Here is a 16,866-nt window from a genome sequence, read left to right as displayed (position 1 = left end):
TTATTTTTTACGTCCACGAACGATAAGTTTGTTAGAACGGTTTTTCTTCTTACGAGTTTTCTTACCAAGAGTTGGTTTACCCCATGGTGACATTGGAGATGGACGACCGATTGAAGTACGACCTTCACCACCACCGTGTGGGTGATCGTTAGGGTTCATTACAGAACCACGAACTGTAGGACGGATACCTTTCCATCTTGAACGTCCGGCTTTACCGATGTTGATTAATTCATGTTGTTCATTACCAACTTGACCGATTGTAGCACGGCAACTTGATAGAATCATACGAACTTCACCAGATTTTAAGCGAACTAATACGTATTTACCTTCTTTACCAAGTACTTGAGCACTTGCTCCAGCAGAACGTACTAATTGTCCACCTTTACCAGGTTTTAACTCGATATTGTGGATAACTGTACCAACTGGGATATTTTGAAGTGGTAAACAGTTACCTACTTTAATATCTGCTTCTGGTCCGTTAACTACTTGAGTTCCTACAGTTAAACCTTTAGGTGCGATGATGTAACGTTTCTCACCATCTAAGTAATGTAATAATGCGATATTTGCTGAACGGTTTGGATCGTACTCGATCGTTGCCACTTTCGCAGGGATACCATCTTTATTACGTTTGAAATCAATAATACGGTATTGACGCTTATGACCGCCACCTCTGTGACGTACAGTTAACTTACCTTGGTTATTACGTCCCGCTTTTCTCGGAAGGGGAGCAAGTAATGACTTTTCAGGTGACGTTGACGTAATTTCAGCGAAATCTGAACCTGTCATATTACGACGACCGTTTGTTATTGGCTTATAATGTTTAATTGCCATTGTCGTTTTACCTCCTTAATGGTAAATGTTTATTTTAGTTGAAGAAGTCGATTGAACCTTCTTTTAAAGTTACGATCGCTTTTCTTCTTTTGTTTGTGTAACCGTTGTAACGGCCAACACGTTTTTTCTTAGCTTTGTAGTTCATAACGTTTACTTTATCAACTTTTACATTGAAGATATCTTCAATTGCAATTTTGATTTGTGTTTTGTTAGCACGTGTATCTACATCAAAAGTGTATTTATCTTGTGCCATTTGTTCAGATGAACGTTCAGTGATAACGGGGCGCTTAATAATATCGCGATTTTCCATTAACCAAGCACCTCCTCTACTTTTTCAACTGCACCTTTAGTCATTACTACTTGGTTCGCATGAACGATATCTAATACGTTTAAGCCAGTAGTAGTAATAACAGTTACGCCAGGAATGTTACGTGCTGATAAAGCTACGTTTACATCTTCAGCTTCAACGACAAACAATACCTTTTTAGGTAATTCTAAAGTTGTTGTCATGTTTTTGAATTCTTTTGTTTTAGGAGCATCAAATGTTAATGATTCTAAAACTGTAAATGCGTTTTCTTGTACTTTCGCTGATAAAGCAGAACGTAAAGCTAAACGACGCATTTTCTTAGGCATTTTGTATGAATAACTTCTTGGTGTTGGTCCGAATACGATACCACCACCACGCCATTGTGGCGCACGGATTGTACCTTGACGTGCACGACCTGTACCTTTTTGTTTCCAAGGTTTACGTCCACCACCGCTCACTGCTGAACGATTTTTGACTGCGTGAGTACCTTGACGCATTGAAGCTCTTTGTAAGTTGATCGCTTCGAATAATACATGTTGATTAGGTTCGATTCCGAATACGTTATCGTTTAATTCGATTGAACCCGCTTTTGTTCCATCTACTTTTAATACATCATAATTAGCCATTATGTTATTTCCTCCTTTCGCAGATACTATTTATTACCTTTTTTAATTGAAGTTTGAATTTTAACTAAACCTTTTTTAGGTCCAGGAACATTACCTTTTACTAAGACAACGTTGTTTTCAGCGTCTACTTTAACGATTTCTAAGTTTTGCATAGTAACAGTATTACCACCCATACGGCCTGGTAATGCTTTACCTTTAAATACTTTAGAAGCGTCAGATGCCATACCCATTGAACCTGGGCGTCTGTGGTAACGAGAACCGTGACTCATTGGTCCACGTGACTGTCCGTGGCGCTTAATTGCACCTTGGAAACCTTTACCTTTAGAAACTCCTGTCACGTCAACAATGTCACCAATTTGGAATGTATCCACAGTGACTTCTTGACCTACTTCGTAAGCTTCAGTATCTACGTTTCTGAATTCACGAATGAAGCGCTTAGGTGCTGTGCCTGCTTTTTTAGCATGGCCTTCAGCTGGTTTCGTTGCAAATTTGTTTGATTTGCGGTCTGCTTTATAAGCTTGTTTGTCTTCAAAACCGATTTGGATTGATGAATAACCATCAACTTCTTCAGTTTTCTTTTGTAATACTACGTTTTGTGCTGCTTCTACTACTGTTACTGGAATTAATTCTCCGTTTTCACCGAAAACTTGAGTCATTCCTACTTTTCTTCCTAAGATTCCTTTGGTCATCGAAAGTCGCACCTCCTACTTTTTATTATAATTTGATTTCGATGTCTACACCTGATGGTAAGTTTAAGCCCATAAGAGCATCAACTGTTTTAGGTGTTGGGTTAACGATGTCGATTAAACGTTTGTGCGTGCGTTGCTCGAACTGTTCACGAGAATCTTTGTACTTATGAACGGCACGGATAATTGTGTAAACTGTTTTTTCCGTTGGTAACGGAATCGGTCCTGATACTTCTGCACCTGAACGTTTTGCAGTTTCTACGATTTTTTCAGCTGATTGATCGATAATGCGGTGATCATACGCTTTCAAACGAATACGAATTTTTTGTTTTGCCATAATTTTACCTCCTCTTGTACGTCTATTTTAGTTTGATAGACTTCTCCACGAAAATTGTCTCACACATCGCCATGGCAAAGCGGCCGGGTGTGTCAGTAACCTCTCGCTTCATCGCTTTTTAAAGTCCAACAGTAGATATAATACACGAATATTAGTCATTTAGCAATAGATAACTAGATATTTATAAAAAGTTTTTTGGAGAGTGTTAAAATAAGTTCGTCTGGGGGAATTCTATCAACTATTAAAAAAAGAATTCTACATATTATATAGAAGATATTATATCTTTAGGTAACTTCTAATACACTAAGCAGTACAATTCAATAGTTTATTATAACATGATATAATTAATGTAACAAAAGTATTTTTGTTACAAGTATATTACTAATGGAGGTTCATATATATGAAGCGAATGATGAAAATGACTTTGTTAACGCTCGGCATCATTATGTTATTGAAAGAAATATTTCTAGGAATCCCTGGTATTGGGGGTGCATATATTTTAAGCTTGGCATGGGCACCACTTGGTACGAATATTACGCTGTACTTTATTATGTTTTTGTTATCTGCACTCGACCGCTCTAATGAAGCTAGATTTTCATTATCCGTTATTGCACTTACAGGGTTGTTAGCGAACGCTTTCGCATTCTTCCCGATACTCGGAATGTTCATGCATTGGTTAATGGCGTTCTTAATGATTGCGTATATCTTTATCGTCATTAATACGAGAGAATATCGCGGAAATACGACTCACTATGATCCATACCGCAGTGGTGAGACTGTGAGAGATTATAATAAAGAAAATTAAAAATAAGGCGCTCAGACATATGTCTGAGCGCCTTATTTTTAATGCTGTATAAACATAAAGTATAAAATAAATACTGCTGCCATGAAATACATTATTGGGTGAATCTCTTTTCTGCGATTTGCCATCAGCATCGTTATCGGATAGAAAATAAATCCACATGCAATACCCGTAGCAATCGAATACGTAAGTGGCATCATAATAATCGTTAGAAATGCAGGAACTGCAATTTCAAACTTGTGCCACTCTATTTTATTTAAGTTCGCTACCATTAATACACCTACGATTACTAGAGCAGGTGCAGTCACAGCACTCGTTACAACCGACATAAGAGGCGCGAAGAAAAGTGCTAACGCGAAACACAATGCCGTAATCACACTTGCAAATCCGGTTCTGGCACCTACTGCAACCCCTGCTGAAGATTCGATATATGAAGTTGTCGTAGACGTACCGAAAATGGCACCTACGATTGTCGCTAATGAATCAGCAAATAAAGAACGTCCTGCGCGCGGCAATTTGTTATCCTTCACTAGATTTGCCTGCGTTGCAACAGCAACGAGTGTACCCGCTGTATCAAAGAAGTCAATAAATAAGAATGTTAATACGATCACTAGAAATTGCAGGTTAAAGATTTGTTCTGGATGTGCAAATGCATCGAATGCTTTTCCGAACGTTGGTTCGATACTTGGTACTGAACCGACAATTTGCTTTGGTGCATCAATAAGTCCGAAGAGCATACCACATATCGCTGTTAATACCATCCCGATAAAGATGCTTCCCGGAACGCGCTTTGCCATAAGAATAATTGTCAATGCAATGCCACCAACCGCTAATAATACATGCGGGTCATGGACATTACCTAATGATACTAAAGTCGCTTCATTCCCTTTTACAATGCCTGCACCTTTTAAACCTACAAAGGTAATAAAAAGACCTATCCCCGCTGATACCGCCATCTTCAGTTCGAAAGGAATTGCGTTGATAATCGTTTCACGTAAACCTGTCATCGTCAGTAATGCAAAGAATAATCCTGAGAATAGTACACCCGTTAAACCTGTCTGCCACGGAATGTTGTACTGTAATACGACTGTGAATGCAAAGAACGCATTCAATCCCATACCAGGGGCTAACGCAATCGGATACTTTGCAATCAGTCCCATAAATAAACAACCTACTATTGATGCAAGGATTGTCGCAACAAAGACCGCACCAGCATCCATACGCATACTATCCGGAATACCTTCAATACCAGCAAGCGATAGCATTGCAGGATTGACCGCTAATATATATGCCATTGATAGAAATGTCGTTAATCCACCAAGTATCTCTCTCTTATAGTTTGTGCCTAATTCATCAAACTTAAAATAATTTCTCATTGTGCACTTCCCTTTTTTAATTTTTATACTTGTATAGTCTAATCTCAATGTTCGGAAAAATCAATACATTTTTAAGAATATTAATTTTAATATTCGTATTTTAATCATTTTTCTTATCGTAAAGTCCTATCCTTTAAACTTTTTATAGTTATTATGTCTTAATCATATAAAAATTGCATATAGATCATTAGAATGTTTTTTCGGTATATATTCAGGGAATAAATTATATAAATAATTAAAGGAGGAATTATAATTATGAAATTTAAAATATTAAGTTTAATCCTATCTTCAGCTTTAGCACTTGCTGCATGTAATAATGACACAAATGATGTTGAAAAATCTCCAAAGGATGAAACTAAACAGGAACAGCAATCAGAAACTACTGATACTAAAGCGACAGATACAAATGATAAAGATGATAACAACGATGAAGATAATGATGCAAAACAAGAAGGCGAAAGCAGTACAGAAGATTCAGATGACGTGGATAATAAAGATGAAGCGACTGAAGCAGATGATGATAATGACAAAGATGAAGCTTCTATTAAACTAGATGACATTAAACTTTCACCAGAAGAAGCAATTAAAACAGCACAGAAGAAAGTTGATGGTGATTTAGAAAGCATTTCATTCGACCATGATATGGGCCAATGGGTTTACAAAATTTCCTTAATCGATACAAACAAAAAGACTCATGAAATCAAAGTAAACGCTGAACAAAACAAAATTATCTCTTCTGAAGTAGAAGATGATAAAGATAACGAGAAAACATTTGATTACGGTGAGTTTGTGCCTGCTGATAAAATTATTAAAGCAGCACAAAAAGTTTACAATGGTGAGATTAAAGAATGGTCACTTGATCATGATGATGGAAAATTTAAATATAATGTTGAGTTAAAAGGACAAGATGGCAAAACGAAAGAGTTTGAACTTGATGCTAAAGATATGAAAATCTTATCTCAAGATGCATAAAAAAGATGCTGAGACATTCGTCTCAGCATCTTTCTTTTCATTGATTATATTAATCCAATCCATTTCCAATAAGTTGCGCTAAAGAGCAGGATAAGTAAATAGCCAATAATGGTTAAAGGTATCCCTGACTTCAAGAAATCTTTAACCGTGAATGTACCTGTACCGTATGCAAGCATATTCTGTGGCGCTGATACCGGTAACAGGAACCCAAAACTAATAACAAATTGTTGTATTAATACGAATCCAACTGCATTATCCTTTAATCCTAATGTACTTGTAAGTGCAATAAACACTGGTATAAGTGCACTTGATAAGCTTGTTGCACTTGCGAATCCTAAATGAATCAGAATATTAAATATCGTAATTAAAGCAATTGTAGCAAGTAATGGCAAATGCTCTAACCCCATCAATCCAAAAGTCTTATCACTGAGCCACTGCGCCCCAGTCGTTTGCAGTAATAAGTTCCCTAAGGATATCCCAATCGCAAATACTATAATTGTTCCCCATGGAATCAATTTTTCTACATCGCTCCACGAGAAGATGCCAATCTTCGGAGTGAGCATAATAGCTAACGCAATTAAAGTAATCGATGAAGAATCAATTGGATGAAACTTACCTTCAGTAGCCCAGAACAAGAGCAATGCTACTGAGATTGCAATTAATCGCCATTCTTTCGGTGTTACCGGTCCAAGTTCCGCTAGCTGTGCCTTTACAAGTTCCTTTCCACCTTCAATTTCTTTCGTTTCAGGTTTAATCAAATTGATCATAACAAAGTATAAGACAATCGACATAATAATGGACCACGGTGCCGCATACATAAACCACTGACCCCAAGAGATATCTTCGTTAAAGGTTTTATTGATAAAGCCCATAGCAACCATATTTTGAGCGGCTCCCGTCTTAATACCGATATTCCATATAGACACAGCTTGAACAGCGGTAATCACAAGCAATGCTGCCAGGCGGGATTCTTTCTTAGCACCAAACGCTGTAACCATACCAAGCAGAATCGGTACGACAGCGCCTGCACGTGCAGTTGCTGAAGGAACGAAAAATGCAAGAATGATGGAAACAATGATAGAACCTGCGACTACTGCATTCGTTTTATTCCCTACTACTGAGAGTACTAAAAGCGCAAGACGTTTATGCAAGTTTGTCACTTGCATGGCTGTCGCTAAGAACAGTGCAGCTGCAACGAGCGCTACTGCTGAACTTGAAAATCCACTAAATGCAATCTTTAATGCATTCTGTGTACCGAACAAGGCATCCTCAGTTAACGGTTTACCTGCAGCCATCGGATTACCCATCGATGGCCCAAGTTTCTCAATCGGACTGAATCCAATTAGCAAGATGATTAAAGCAACGATCATCGTACTTGAAACAGGATAACTCACCGCTTCAGTCACCCACATAATAACAGCGAAAGCAAGGATTGCAAGTGCCATCTTACCCATCACTGGTAAAGAAGCAGGTGTCGGTAGTAATACGATCGTAATCAATACAAGAAAGCTCAAGACAATCCAAATTGGTTTAAGATTCTTCTTTTGTTTTACGTTTTCCATAGATACACCCCCTATTTTATTCACTTCTATTTTAACAATTTGTGAAGTGTTGAACAATAAGTATTTAGTTTACTTATAAATTTAAGTTTTTGAGTGCATCGGCAAAAGGATTATTGATTGGCTCTTCTTTCTTCATATATTTATTGATTTCTTTTTTCGATACTTTTCCTGTCTTCTTTGAATTGAAGCGTTTATCCATCTGTTCTTGCGTTTCTCTAAATCCACATACACAACTGTACATTGCTTTTGGCCCTTTACCATGTAGCGTCAGCTTCTTCTTACATTCTGGGCAACGCGCATTCGTTTTACGCTGAACATTCTTCTTCGTGCCGCACGTTGGATCTTGGCAGACAAGCATCTTACCGTTACGCGTTTTTTTCTCTAACATAAACTTACCGCAAGTCGGGCATTCTGTACTCGTTAAGTTATCGTGTTTAAATTTCTCATCACTCGATTTAATTTCAGCAATGATTTCTTTTGTGAAATCTATCATCTCATGCATAAATTGTTTTCTTCCATACTTATTTTTTTCAATGCGTGTTAATTTATATTCCCAGTCTGCTGTAAGTTCGGGCGACTTGAGTGCATCAGGTGCAAGTTCTAATAACTGACGTCCTTTGTTCGTCACTTTAATATTGCCGTTATTGTTTTCTATCGCATTTAAGTTATAAAGCTTCTCAATAATATCTGCTCGTGTCGCTACTGTTCCAATACCACCTGCAGACTTTAATGTCGACGTACTCTCCTTATCGATATTAAAGATAGATGCCGGGTTCTCCATCGCTTTAAGTAATGTCCCCTCATTTAAATAAGCTGGGGGCTGTGTTTCACCGGTTGTCTTCTTCAGGCTGACAGAACTTAATGTTTCTCCTTTACGGTACGCGTTATAACGCTCAAGGGATGACTGTTCATACAATGCTTTAAATCCAGCTTTCACAGTCGTCTCGGTTTTAAGCGTAAATATTTCTTTTCCAATCTGTACAGTAATGGTTTCTTCTTTATATATATGGGGTTCCATTAAATTGCTTAAGAAACGTTCCGCAATAAGTAAATATATATTCTTTTCTCTTGCTCCAAGTGTCTCTAAATTCGCTCTAATCTCAGTCGGAACAATGGCATGGTGATCTGATACTTTCGCATTATTAACAAAGTGACTGGCACCTTTAATTTGTGTCTTTAGTAATTTCACGACTTGCTCTTTATACGGCGTAGCACCAAGGGATGCGACACGTTCTTTAAGTGAGCTTTCCATATCTGTCGTTAAGTAATTTGAATCTGTTCTTGGATATGTTACATATTTATGGGTCTCGTATAGACTTTGCATCGCGTTCAATGTTTCTTTCGCTGAATATTTGAAGCGCTTATAAGCGTCCTGCTGCAAACTCGTTAAATCATAGAGTTTTCCAGGATAGCGTTTCTTTTCTTTAGAGACTACATCTTGAACAATGGCTTGCTTTCCTTGTATGTCTTTCAATAGTCCATCTACTTTTGATTCATCAAAGATTTGATTCCCGCTTTGCCACTTGAACTTATCACTTCTACTTATAAGCTCAATACTATAATATGTTTTCGGCTGAAATTTCTGCACTGCATCTTGGCGTATTTTGACCATCTGAAGCGTCGGCGTCTGTACACGACCTGTAGAAAGTTGTGCATCATATTTCGTTGTTAGTGCTCTTGTTGCATTAATCCCAACAATCCAATCCGCCTCGCTTCGTGCCATAGCTGCTTCATATAATCCTTGATACGCCTGCGCTGGTTTCAAATGTTTAAAGCCGTCCAGTATTGCTTTGTCTGTAACTGAGGATATCCAGAGACGTTTCATCGGTTTGTTTCCTTTACATTTCTCGATAATAAGGCGCGCAACAAGTTCTCCTTCACGTCCTGCGTCAGTCGCAATAATAATCTCATTCACATCTTGACGTTCAATCTGTGCTTTCACTGTATTAAATTGTTTACGGGTCTTACCAATAACAACCGTCTTCATACGCTCTGGTATAATGGGCAGCATATTTAAATCCCACTGTTTAAACTTTGCATCATACTGCTCGGGATCAGCATTTGTAACTAAATGTCCTAATGCCCAAGTGACGATATATTTGTCATTTTCCATATATCCATTTTTCTTTTGATTACATTTAAGTACACGTGCAATATCACGTGCGACTGAAGGTTTCTCTGCTAACACTACTGATTTCATAATATCCGTCCTCTATTCTTTAATAATCTTTATTATAACAGAATATATTTCATATGATTAAATTGAGATTTTAGGTACTATCTTGTATGCTTTACTTAAGGAGGATGGCGTATTAAATCGTTACATTTCCCAGATAATATTCATGCACTTGAAGACGCAAAAAGTTTACATCCACATGTAACATCAAATCAATATAACACATGAAGTATTGTCAGCACACTTTAAGGAGTGATCACTTGAAAATCACACAAATGGAAGATATACACAAGACAGCAAAGTTCTTATATGACCTCAATCAGCATAACGAACATCACGTCGGATATATACTTTTGACATTACAAGGTATAGAAGAACAACTTCATCACATCAAAAAAGAAGATATGCTGCTCATTAAAGATGAAGAGGAAATCATCGCTGCATTTGGTATAGAGCCTATTAACGATAAAGAGGCGCACATTCTTGGTCCAATTACGAAACATACAGACAAAATAACATTGAATATGATCAAAGTGATGTGGCAAGATTTCCTTATAACACACCCTAGCTTGAAGACCTATTACTTCAGCCTGCATGAAGATCATCGTTTTGGTCAGACTGTTATGAAAAATTTACGAACGCAATATCTTGGAACGACATATACCATGACAACCCATCAAAATAAAACGACATCTCTCGTACCTCAAGTTATTAAATATAAACCTGTATATAAAAAGAGCTTTACAGAAATTATGAAAGATATGTATATAGACTATAAACCAATGCGTGATAAAATATTGAATTCTATCGGGAATAGTCATGAACTTTACCTCTATTTGAATGAAGGTATTGCTAAAGGCTTCATCTGGATGCAGATCAATGATGACGATAGCTGCGACATTCGATTCGTCTATACGCATTTACAATACCGTCATAAAGGCATTGGCCACGACCTTGTATCTTTCGCTGTAGACCATGCATTTAAAAAACATCACGCGACGAGTGTACAGCTTTCCGTGAAAAGTAAGCGAGAAAAAGATATAGCATTCTACGAGAAACTTGGATTCAAAAAAATAAATGAAATGAATCATTTTAAATATACTATAGAATAATTAAAGACCCTTAAATAATGTTCCGCCATTATTTAAGGGTCTCTTTGTGTATATCTACAAATCAAGTTTCAAAAGCATATGTTTTCTGAAACATCAGTAGGGTAATTAATAATAAAAGGATAAAGGAGAATTTATGGATATATTAATTGCTTTGTTACCAGCATTACTATGGGGAAGTGTCGTCTTAATTAATGTTAAAGTAGGCGGAACCCCTTATGAACAAATTATGGGGACTGTCATCGGTGCCTTTATCATCGGCTCGATTACTTATATCATGGTTCAGCCAGAACTAAATACAAAAATTCTATTAGTCGGTATGGTTTCTGGTGCATTCTGGGCGTTTGGTCAAGGAAATCAGCTTAAAAGTGTTGAGCTTATCGGTGTTTCTAAGACAATGCCAATTTCAACAGGCTTACAACTCGTAGGTACAACGTTGATTTCAGTCATATTCTTCAACGAATGGAAGACCATGACTTCAATTATTCTCGGAGTTATAGCATTAACACTTTTAATTATCGGGGTCATGTTAACCTCACTAAAAGGTAAAGAAGATGACCAGACGAAAGGAAATCTTAAAAAAGCCCTCCCCATATTGTTAATCTCTACTTTAGGGTATGTAACTTATGTCGTTATCGGTCAGTTCTTTGGCGTCGAAGGCTGGAGCGCACTATTCCCTCAGTCAATCGGTATGGTTCTCGGTGGATTACTGCTTACTTTAAAGCATCATCCGAAGAAAAAAGCAATTGTAAAAAACATGTTCCCTGGTGTGTTATGGGCTTTAGGTAATATGGCAATGTTTTATTCTCAGCCTAAAGTGGGTGTAGCAACAAGCTTTTCATTCTCACAGATGCTTGTCGTAGTTTCGACACTCGGCGGGATCTTCCTGTTAAGAGAAAAGAAAACAAAGAAACAATATATCGGTATTGCCGCAGGAATTATGTTAATTATCATCGCAGCATTCCTACTAGGATATGCAAAACAATAAAGGAGTGAGATTTATGTATAAAGATTTAAAAGATAAAGTTGTCGTTATTACTGGCGCTTCAAGCGGTATTGGTAAAGCAATGGCAGAAAAGTTCGGCACGGAAGGCTGTAAAGTTGTGGTGAATTATAATTCAAGTGAAAGTGAAGCATTAGAAATTGCTAAAACGATTAAAAAGTCTGGTGGTGATGCGATTACAATTCAAGCCGATGTTTCTAAAGAAGACGAAGTCACTGCACTGGTATCAGAAGCAGTAAAACACTTTGGTACGATAGATATTATGATTAATAATGCTGGATTTGAAAAGGCAACACCTTCTCTTGAAATGTCAGCAGAAGATTTTAATCATGTCATGAATATTAACTTAACCGGTGCGTTTATCGGCAGCCGAGAAGCTGCTAAACATTTCACTGAATCAAATAAAAAAGGTGTCATCATTAATATGTCAAGTGTGCACGATGTTATCCCATGGCCAAATTATGTTAACTATGCTGCAAGTAAAGGCGGATTAAAGCTAATGATGGAAACGTTAAGCATGGAATTTGCCCCGCAAGGGATAAGAGTAAATAATATCTCACCAGGCGCTATCGTTACAGAACATACGAAAGAAAAATTTGCAGATCCTGCTACACGTGAAGAAACCGAAAGAATGATACCTATGAGCTTTATTGGGGAACCTGAACACGTTGCCAACGCGGCACTCTTTTTAGCAAGCGCACAGGCAGCCTATATTACGGGTACAACGCTCTATGTCGACGGCGGAATGACAAAATATCCTTCGTTTATGGGAGGAAAAGGATAAAGCGGCGCAAATGCCACTTTATCCTTTTATATATTTTTTTATAAGATTACCTTTTGAAAGATATATAAAATAATAATAGAAATAACGATTGTAATATTAGAGATCATCGCTATGAGCGGTAATGTTTTATACTTAAATTGTATTGCATAAGGAATGATTGCCACTCCTATAGGAAGTAGCCATCCAATAAGCAATGTTGTTCTGAACATTTCATTAAATGGTAACGTATAATAACATATCAACCCCGCAATAAGTCCAAATCCATAATGGAAACATAAATATTTAATTGCTAATGGTAAATAATATGTATCCACCTTAAAGTTTAAATATACGCCGAGCAATATCATGGATAAAGGCATGTTCGCCTGTGAAATTATTTTAAAGAATTCAATGATTTCACCTGGTATATGTATATCTAGTAAGTTTATCGTGAGCATGATGATATATGTCATAAGTGGTACTGTCTTCATTAAGCTCATAAGTAAATATCGGATGTCAAACGTGTCTCCACCTTCACTGAAATAATTTCCTACAAAATACGTAATACCAAACATACCGATGGAACCACCGATATCAAACATCCCAAAATATAATAATCCCTCTGCACCGAACATCTCACCAACTAGAGGATAGGCGAACAAGCCGATATTAAATGCCGCAGCCATCATTCCTACAGAACCTCTAATCTGATTATTGTACTTGAGAAATAGAATGATAACAATCAGTTTAGCGATAACAACATAGATTACCATAATTACAGGCAAGAGCATTAAAGAAGGTTCAATCTTAACGCTGCTTAATGTTACGATGACCAATGAGGGCAATGTTAAATTGAAGATAAGTTTAGCAATAACACCGCCTTCTTCTTCTTTTATATAGTTTAGGCGCTTCATTAAATATCCTGTTAATATTAAAGCGATAATCATTATAAATGTCTGTGTCACAAATCAGCCTTCTTTCTGTATTGATGTACGTATCTATTCCAGTACTTCTTCCGGAACAAACCCAACAATACCATTTTTCTTAATCAGAACATAACCTGTATAACGCTGAATCACGCTGACGAACGCTCCAGCTTCTACCGTGTGGAAATAATCTGTATAATCATCTTTTAATCGTTGTGCTTCGAAATCGATGAATTCGGTTTTCACCATACAACCATCGTGTTCACCACACTCACAATAAGTAAAATATTCATCCCCTTCAAAAGCTGTAATATTGTAATCAGGATAGGTAAAGCTATGCGGCATTTGAAGTCCTGGATCAAATGACTGGATAACCATACATTGTTCATAATCATCAACAAACGTTGTGTGCAATGTCCCATCTGATTCGATGATGAGTCCATTCAGATGACCACTTGTCTTGACCTGATTACCCCCATCAATGGCAATTGTATTGTGATTCGGATGGATTTTAATATTATGGTGGTATACCCCTTGTTCGACAAAGTTACAAGCAGGGAAATGACCCACTACTACTGTCTTCTCAAGTTGATGTGGTTGGTTATAGAAAAATGGCATATTCAGCGCATCGCGCTCTGTCGTCTCCATATAATCTTCATCGACTCCTGCGTGCACAAATATATAATCTTCAGTTTCTATCATCAACGGCAAATCTTTCACTACATTATGAAGATGTTCAAATTTCGTTCTAAGCTCTTTCGCCAGTTCACCTTGTGATGAATAGTCGTCTCGTGTCTTTCCTAACTGCTTCAGCATCTCATGAACAATCGTATAGCGATACTCCATATAGTCATATAGAAATGCTTCTTCCAGTTCATCGAATATTTTATCGCAATTACCTAATGTCATATATACATTGCCCTGCGCCATTAGACGTTCTACATATGTAATCATTTGTATACTGTCGGGTCCCTTATCTATAATATCACCATTAATTATAAGAATATCTTCGTGTGAAAAATCCACCTTCTTCAATAATTGTTCTAATAAATCTGGCCTTCCATGTACATCACTCGTGACAATCGTACGTTTATTTCTTATATTTAATTTTAGATAATTGTCTTTAATCCTCATGTGTAATCGGGCTCACTTTCGCATGAATAAGATTGACTAATGATTGAAGCGGTACTTGCATCTGTATTCCTCGTTGTCCTGCACTCACAATAATCTCTTCAAACTGCTCTGCACTACTATCGATAACTGTCGGAAACAGCTTCTTCATCCCCACAGGTGAACACCCCCCACGAATGTAACCCGTTAATTTCTCAAGATTATTCACAGGCAAGAGCTCAAGTTTCTTCTCCCCGACAACTTTACTCATTGATTTAAGGTCTAACGTTGCTGCAACAGGAATAACTGCAACATAATAATTTAATTTCCCGTGCAATACTAATGTTTTAAATACTTGAGCATAAGGTTTTCCAATTTTATTTGCGACTGTAACACCGTCTAACTCATCCGTCACTTCATATGTATATGTTTCATATGTTATCTTCTTTTGGTCAAGCTTTCTCAACGCATTTGTCTTAATTTTCTTTGTCATGATGTATACCTCCAAATCTTTGTTTCTTTATTATATTATCATTTTAAGGTATATTTCATATATAAAGTGAGCGAAAGGAAGGATATTATGGATCTTAACCAGCAACTTTTAGAGCTAAAAGAAGAATATATGCGTATTCAAAACGATTTAGAAAAAGTAGAGTCTACTGGTCAGGCTTCTCCACGACTGGAAGAGAAACTTGTTGAAATCGAAAATCAGATTGCACAAGTAAGGGCACAACTGTAAGTGCTCTTTTTTATTATAAAAATATAGGATTTAAGCTTAACTTTCGCTACAATAGTACTATAGCTTTAAGGAGGGCATTCAATGAAACAACAATTTAAACTGCTGATGATGATTCAGTTCTTTATATACTTTGGATTCAGTATTGTAATACCTGTAATACCTGCTCTAGTACATAGTTTAAATTTAAATGCATTTCATATGGGGTTACTGCTTGCCTCTTATTCCATCGTTTCATTTATTGTAGCACCAGTCTGGGGGTATCTATCCGATAAATATGGTCGTAAGAAAATATTGATCATCGGACTTATCGGTTTTACTTTAAGCTTCGTATTATTCGGATTATTTATCGATAACTTACCTATGCTTTATACCTCTCGAATTCTTGGAGGGCTATTCTCAGGGGCATGCTTCTCTACTACGACGAGCATGGTCAGTGATATGACCACACATGAAGAGCGCAACAAATATATGGGACTCATGGGGATGATGATTGGACTTGGATTTATATTCGGTCCAGCAGTTGGAGGACTACTATCTGGAATCAGCTATCAGATTCCGTATTTCGCAACTGCTGCAATATTAACCGTTATTGCTTTGTTCTGTCTATTCACTATTAAGGAAACATTACAGCATTCTAGTGATACAGAACAGACTACTGTGAACACTAAACTGTTAACTCCGGCAATCTATATGCTCTTATTATCAACATTTATTGTGACGTTTACGATGAGTGGGATGGAGAGCTCATTTCAGCTCTTTGAAATAGAGAAGATTAATATTACTGCAACACAAATGGGAATGCTCTTTATGATTGGCGGGCTTGTTAATGCTGGATTACAAGGTGGGTACTTACGTAAAGTGAAGCACGGTCAAGAAAAACCAGTGATCATAACAGGACAATTGATTACAATTGTTGCATTTATTATGCTGCCTTTTTCCATGAATTTATTTTATGCCGGACTCTGTCTTGTGCTCCTTATGTCTGGTAATGCCCTTGTAAGAACATTACTGACGAGTCAATTGACGAAAGAAACTTCGAATAATAAAATGGGAAAACTTACTTCTATCAGTTACAGTATGGATAGTTTAGGTCGTATTCTCGGTCCTTTGTTATTTACTGCACTGCTTTCTAGAAATTTAGAAATGCCATTTTATTTCGGTGCACTCACTTCCGTACTTGGTTTAATCCTACTATTTATTTATTATAAGAAAGGAAGAGTCGTATGATTATATTAATTATTTTACTTATGATGATGTATCTGATCGTAAGTTATACAAGCATCTATATGATTAACATGCGTCTGCTGGATTTTTTAAGAATCATACTTGGTGCTGTGTTCGTTGTCTTCATCTTCGTTGCACTGATGCATCTTGGAACGATAAAGTTCTGGATTACATTACTTGCACTTTGTTTATTTTTAAATATAGAGATTTCTAACTATAAATTTAAGTTTAATGACCAGAAAGCAAAGCTTATTCTTAATCTCTTCTCTATCGTTATGGCGCTAATGATTATCGTACTTTGTGCGATATACCTATAA

At 36.9% G+C, this 16,866-nt stretch carries 19 protein-coding genes; 8 read left to right on the top strand and 11 right to left on the bottom strand.

Annotated elements, in window-relative coordinates:
• Genes rplB through rpsJ form a run of 5 tightly spaced genes read right to left on the bottom strand, consistent with a single transcriptional unit; the run spans position 1 to position 2,787 of the window.
• Positions 1-831, bottom strand: a complete 831-nt coding sequence (gene rplB / locus QNJ52_RS07900) for a 50S ribosomal protein L2 (RefSeq protein ID WP_219493655.1) — start codon at positions 829-831, stop codon at positions 1-3.
• Between the two features lie 34 nt (positions 832-865).
• Entirely contained in the window at positions 866-1,141 is a 276-nt protein-coding gene (gene rplW, locus QNJ52_RS07895; RefSeq protein WP_012656108.1) for a 50S ribosomal protein L23, read from the bottom strand.
• Positions 1,141-1,764, bottom strand: coding sequence for a 50S ribosomal protein L4 (rplD, locus tag QNJ52_RS07890; RefSeq protein WP_012656107.1), 624 nt, complete (start codon positions 1,762-1,764; stop codon positions 1,141-1,143). The genes rplW and rplD overlap by 1 nt, the downstream gene beginning before the upstream one ends.
• Before the next feature lie 26 nt (positions 1,765-1,790).
• On the bottom strand, positions 1,791-2,453 hold the full coding sequence (rplC, locus tag QNJ52_RS07885; protein ID WP_219493653.1) for a 50S ribosomal protein L3: 663 nt from the start codon (positions 2,451-2,453) through the stop codon (positions 1,791-1,793).
• A gap of 25 nt (positions 2,454-2,478) precedes the next feature.
• A complete protein-coding gene (rpsJ, locus tag QNJ52_RS07880) occupies positions 2,479-2,787 on the bottom strand; it encodes a 30S ribosomal protein S10 (protein WP_012656105.1) in 309 nt (102 codons plus the stop codon).
• 400 nt (positions 2,788-3,187) lie between these two features.
• Here rpsJ and QNJ52_RS07875 point away from each other — a divergent pair, with 400 nt between their 5' ends.
• Entirely contained in the window at positions 3,188-3,592 is a 405-nt protein-coding gene (locus QNJ52_RS07875; RefSeq protein ID WP_219493652.1) for a hypothetical protein, read from the top strand.
• Positions 3,593-3,630: 38 nt separating this feature from the next.
• Here QNJ52_RS07875 and QNJ52_RS07870 read toward each other — a convergent pair whose 3' ends face one another.
• Positions 3,631-4,965, bottom strand: coding sequence for an NCS2 family permease (locus tag QNJ52_RS07870; protein WP_283722252.1), 1,335 nt, complete (start codon positions 4,963-4,965; stop codon positions 3,631-3,633).
• A gap of 255 nt (positions 4,966-5,220) precedes the next feature.
• Here QNJ52_RS07870 and QNJ52_RS07865 point away from each other — a divergent pair, with 255 nt between their 5' ends.
• Positions 5,221-5,937, top strand: a complete 717-nt coding sequence (locus tag QNJ52_RS07865; RefSeq protein ID WP_219493650.1) for a PepSY domain-containing protein — start codon at positions 5,221-5,223, stop codon at positions 5,935-5,937.
• A gap of 44 nt (positions 5,938-5,981) precedes the next feature.
• Here the strand turns inward: QNJ52_RS07865 and QNJ52_RS07860 are convergent, their stop codons facing one another.
• The gene (locus QNJ52_RS07860) at positions 5,982-7,499 is read right to left on the bottom strand and encodes an SLC13 family permease (protein WP_283722251.1); all 1,518 of its coding nucleotides are present in this window, start codon (positions 7,497-7,499) and stop codon (positions 5,982-5,984) included.
• A gap of 73 nt (positions 7,500-7,572) precedes the next feature.
• Positions 7,573-9,699: a DNA topoisomerase III gene (locus tag QNJ52_RS07855; RefSeq protein ID WP_283722250.1), complete on the bottom strand. Its 2,127-nt coding sequence runs from the start codon at positions 9,697-9,699 to the stop codon at positions 7,573-7,575.
• 236 nt (positions 9,700-9,935) lie between these two features.
• Between QNJ52_RS07855 and QNJ52_RS07850 the strand changes: the two genes are divergently transcribed.
• The 3 genes from QNJ52_RS07850 (at position 9,936) to QNJ52_RS07840 (ending at position 12,571) form a co-directional block, all read left to right on the top strand.
• Positions 9,936-10,787: a GNAT family N-acetyltransferase gene (locus QNJ52_RS07850; protein ID WP_283722249.1), complete on the top strand. Its 852-nt coding sequence runs from the start codon at positions 9,936-9,938 to the stop codon at positions 10,785-10,787.
• A 133-nt stretch (positions 10,788-10,920) separates the two neighbouring features.
• A complete protein-coding gene (locus tag QNJ52_RS07845) occupies positions 10,921-11,772 on the top strand; it encodes a GRP family sugar transporter (protein ID WP_283722248.1) in 852 nt (283 codons plus the stop codon).
• A gap of 13 nt (positions 11,773-11,785) precedes the next feature.
• Positions 11,786-12,571 (top strand): glucose 1-dehydrogenase, encoded by a 786-nt coding sequence (locus tag QNJ52_RS07840; RefSeq protein ID WP_283722247.1) that lies wholly within the window; start codon positions 11,786-11,788, stop codon positions 12,569-12,571.
• Positions 12,572-12,609: 38 nt separating this feature from the next.
• Here the strand turns inward: QNJ52_RS07840 and QNJ52_RS07835 are convergent, their stop codons facing one another.
• From QNJ52_RS07835 to ybaK, 3 genes are read right to left on the bottom strand one after another with little or no spacing between them, the layout of a single operon-like run.
• Positions 12,610-13,515, bottom strand: a complete 906-nt coding sequence (locus QNJ52_RS07835) for an AEC family transporter (RefSeq protein WP_219493645.1) — start codon at positions 13,513-13,515, stop codon at positions 12,610-12,612.
• 33 nt (positions 13,516-13,548) lie between these two features.
• Positions 13,549-14,610: a metallophosphoesterase gene (locus QNJ52_RS07830; RefSeq protein ID WP_283722246.1), complete on the bottom strand. Its 1,062-nt coding sequence runs from the start codon at positions 14,608-14,610 to the stop codon at positions 13,549-13,551.
• Entirely contained in the window at positions 14,600-15,079 is a 480-nt protein-coding gene (gene ybaK / locus QNJ52_RS07825) for a Cys-tRNA(Pro) deacylase (protein WP_283722245.1), read from the bottom strand. Before ybaK ends, QNJ52_RS07830 begins: the two co-directional genes overlap by 11 nt.
• A gap of 87 nt (positions 15,080-15,166) precedes the next feature.
• On the opposite strand from ybaK, the gene QNJ52_RS07820 reads away from it, so the two are divergent.
• From QNJ52_RS07820 to QNJ52_RS07810, 3 genes are all read left to right on the top strand, one after another.
• A complete protein-coding gene (locus tag QNJ52_RS07820) occupies positions 15,167-15,325 on the top strand; it encodes an SE1832 family protein (protein WP_099483369.1) in 159 nt (52 codons plus the stop codon).
• 81 nt (positions 15,326-15,406) lie between these two features.
• Positions 15,407-16,552 (top strand): MFS transporter, encoded by a 1,146-nt coding sequence (locus QNJ52_RS07815; protein WP_283722244.1) that lies wholly within the window; start codon positions 15,407-15,409, stop codon positions 16,550-16,552.
• Positions 16,549-16,866: a hypothetical protein gene (locus QNJ52_RS07810; protein ID WP_219493638.1), complete on the top strand. Its 318-nt coding sequence runs from the start codon at positions 16,549-16,551 to the stop codon at positions 16,864-16,866. The genes QNJ52_RS07815 and QNJ52_RS07810 overlap by 4 nt, the downstream gene beginning before the upstream one ends.

Source organism: Macrococcus sp. S115 (assembly GCF_030067655.1).
Classification (GTDB): domain Bacteria; phylum Bacillota; class Bacilli; order Staphylococcales; family Staphylococcaceae; genus Macrococcoides; species Macrococcoides psychrotolerans.
Note: the sequence above shows the minus strand (reverse complement) of the source record. Positions and strands in the feature narration are given on the sequence as shown.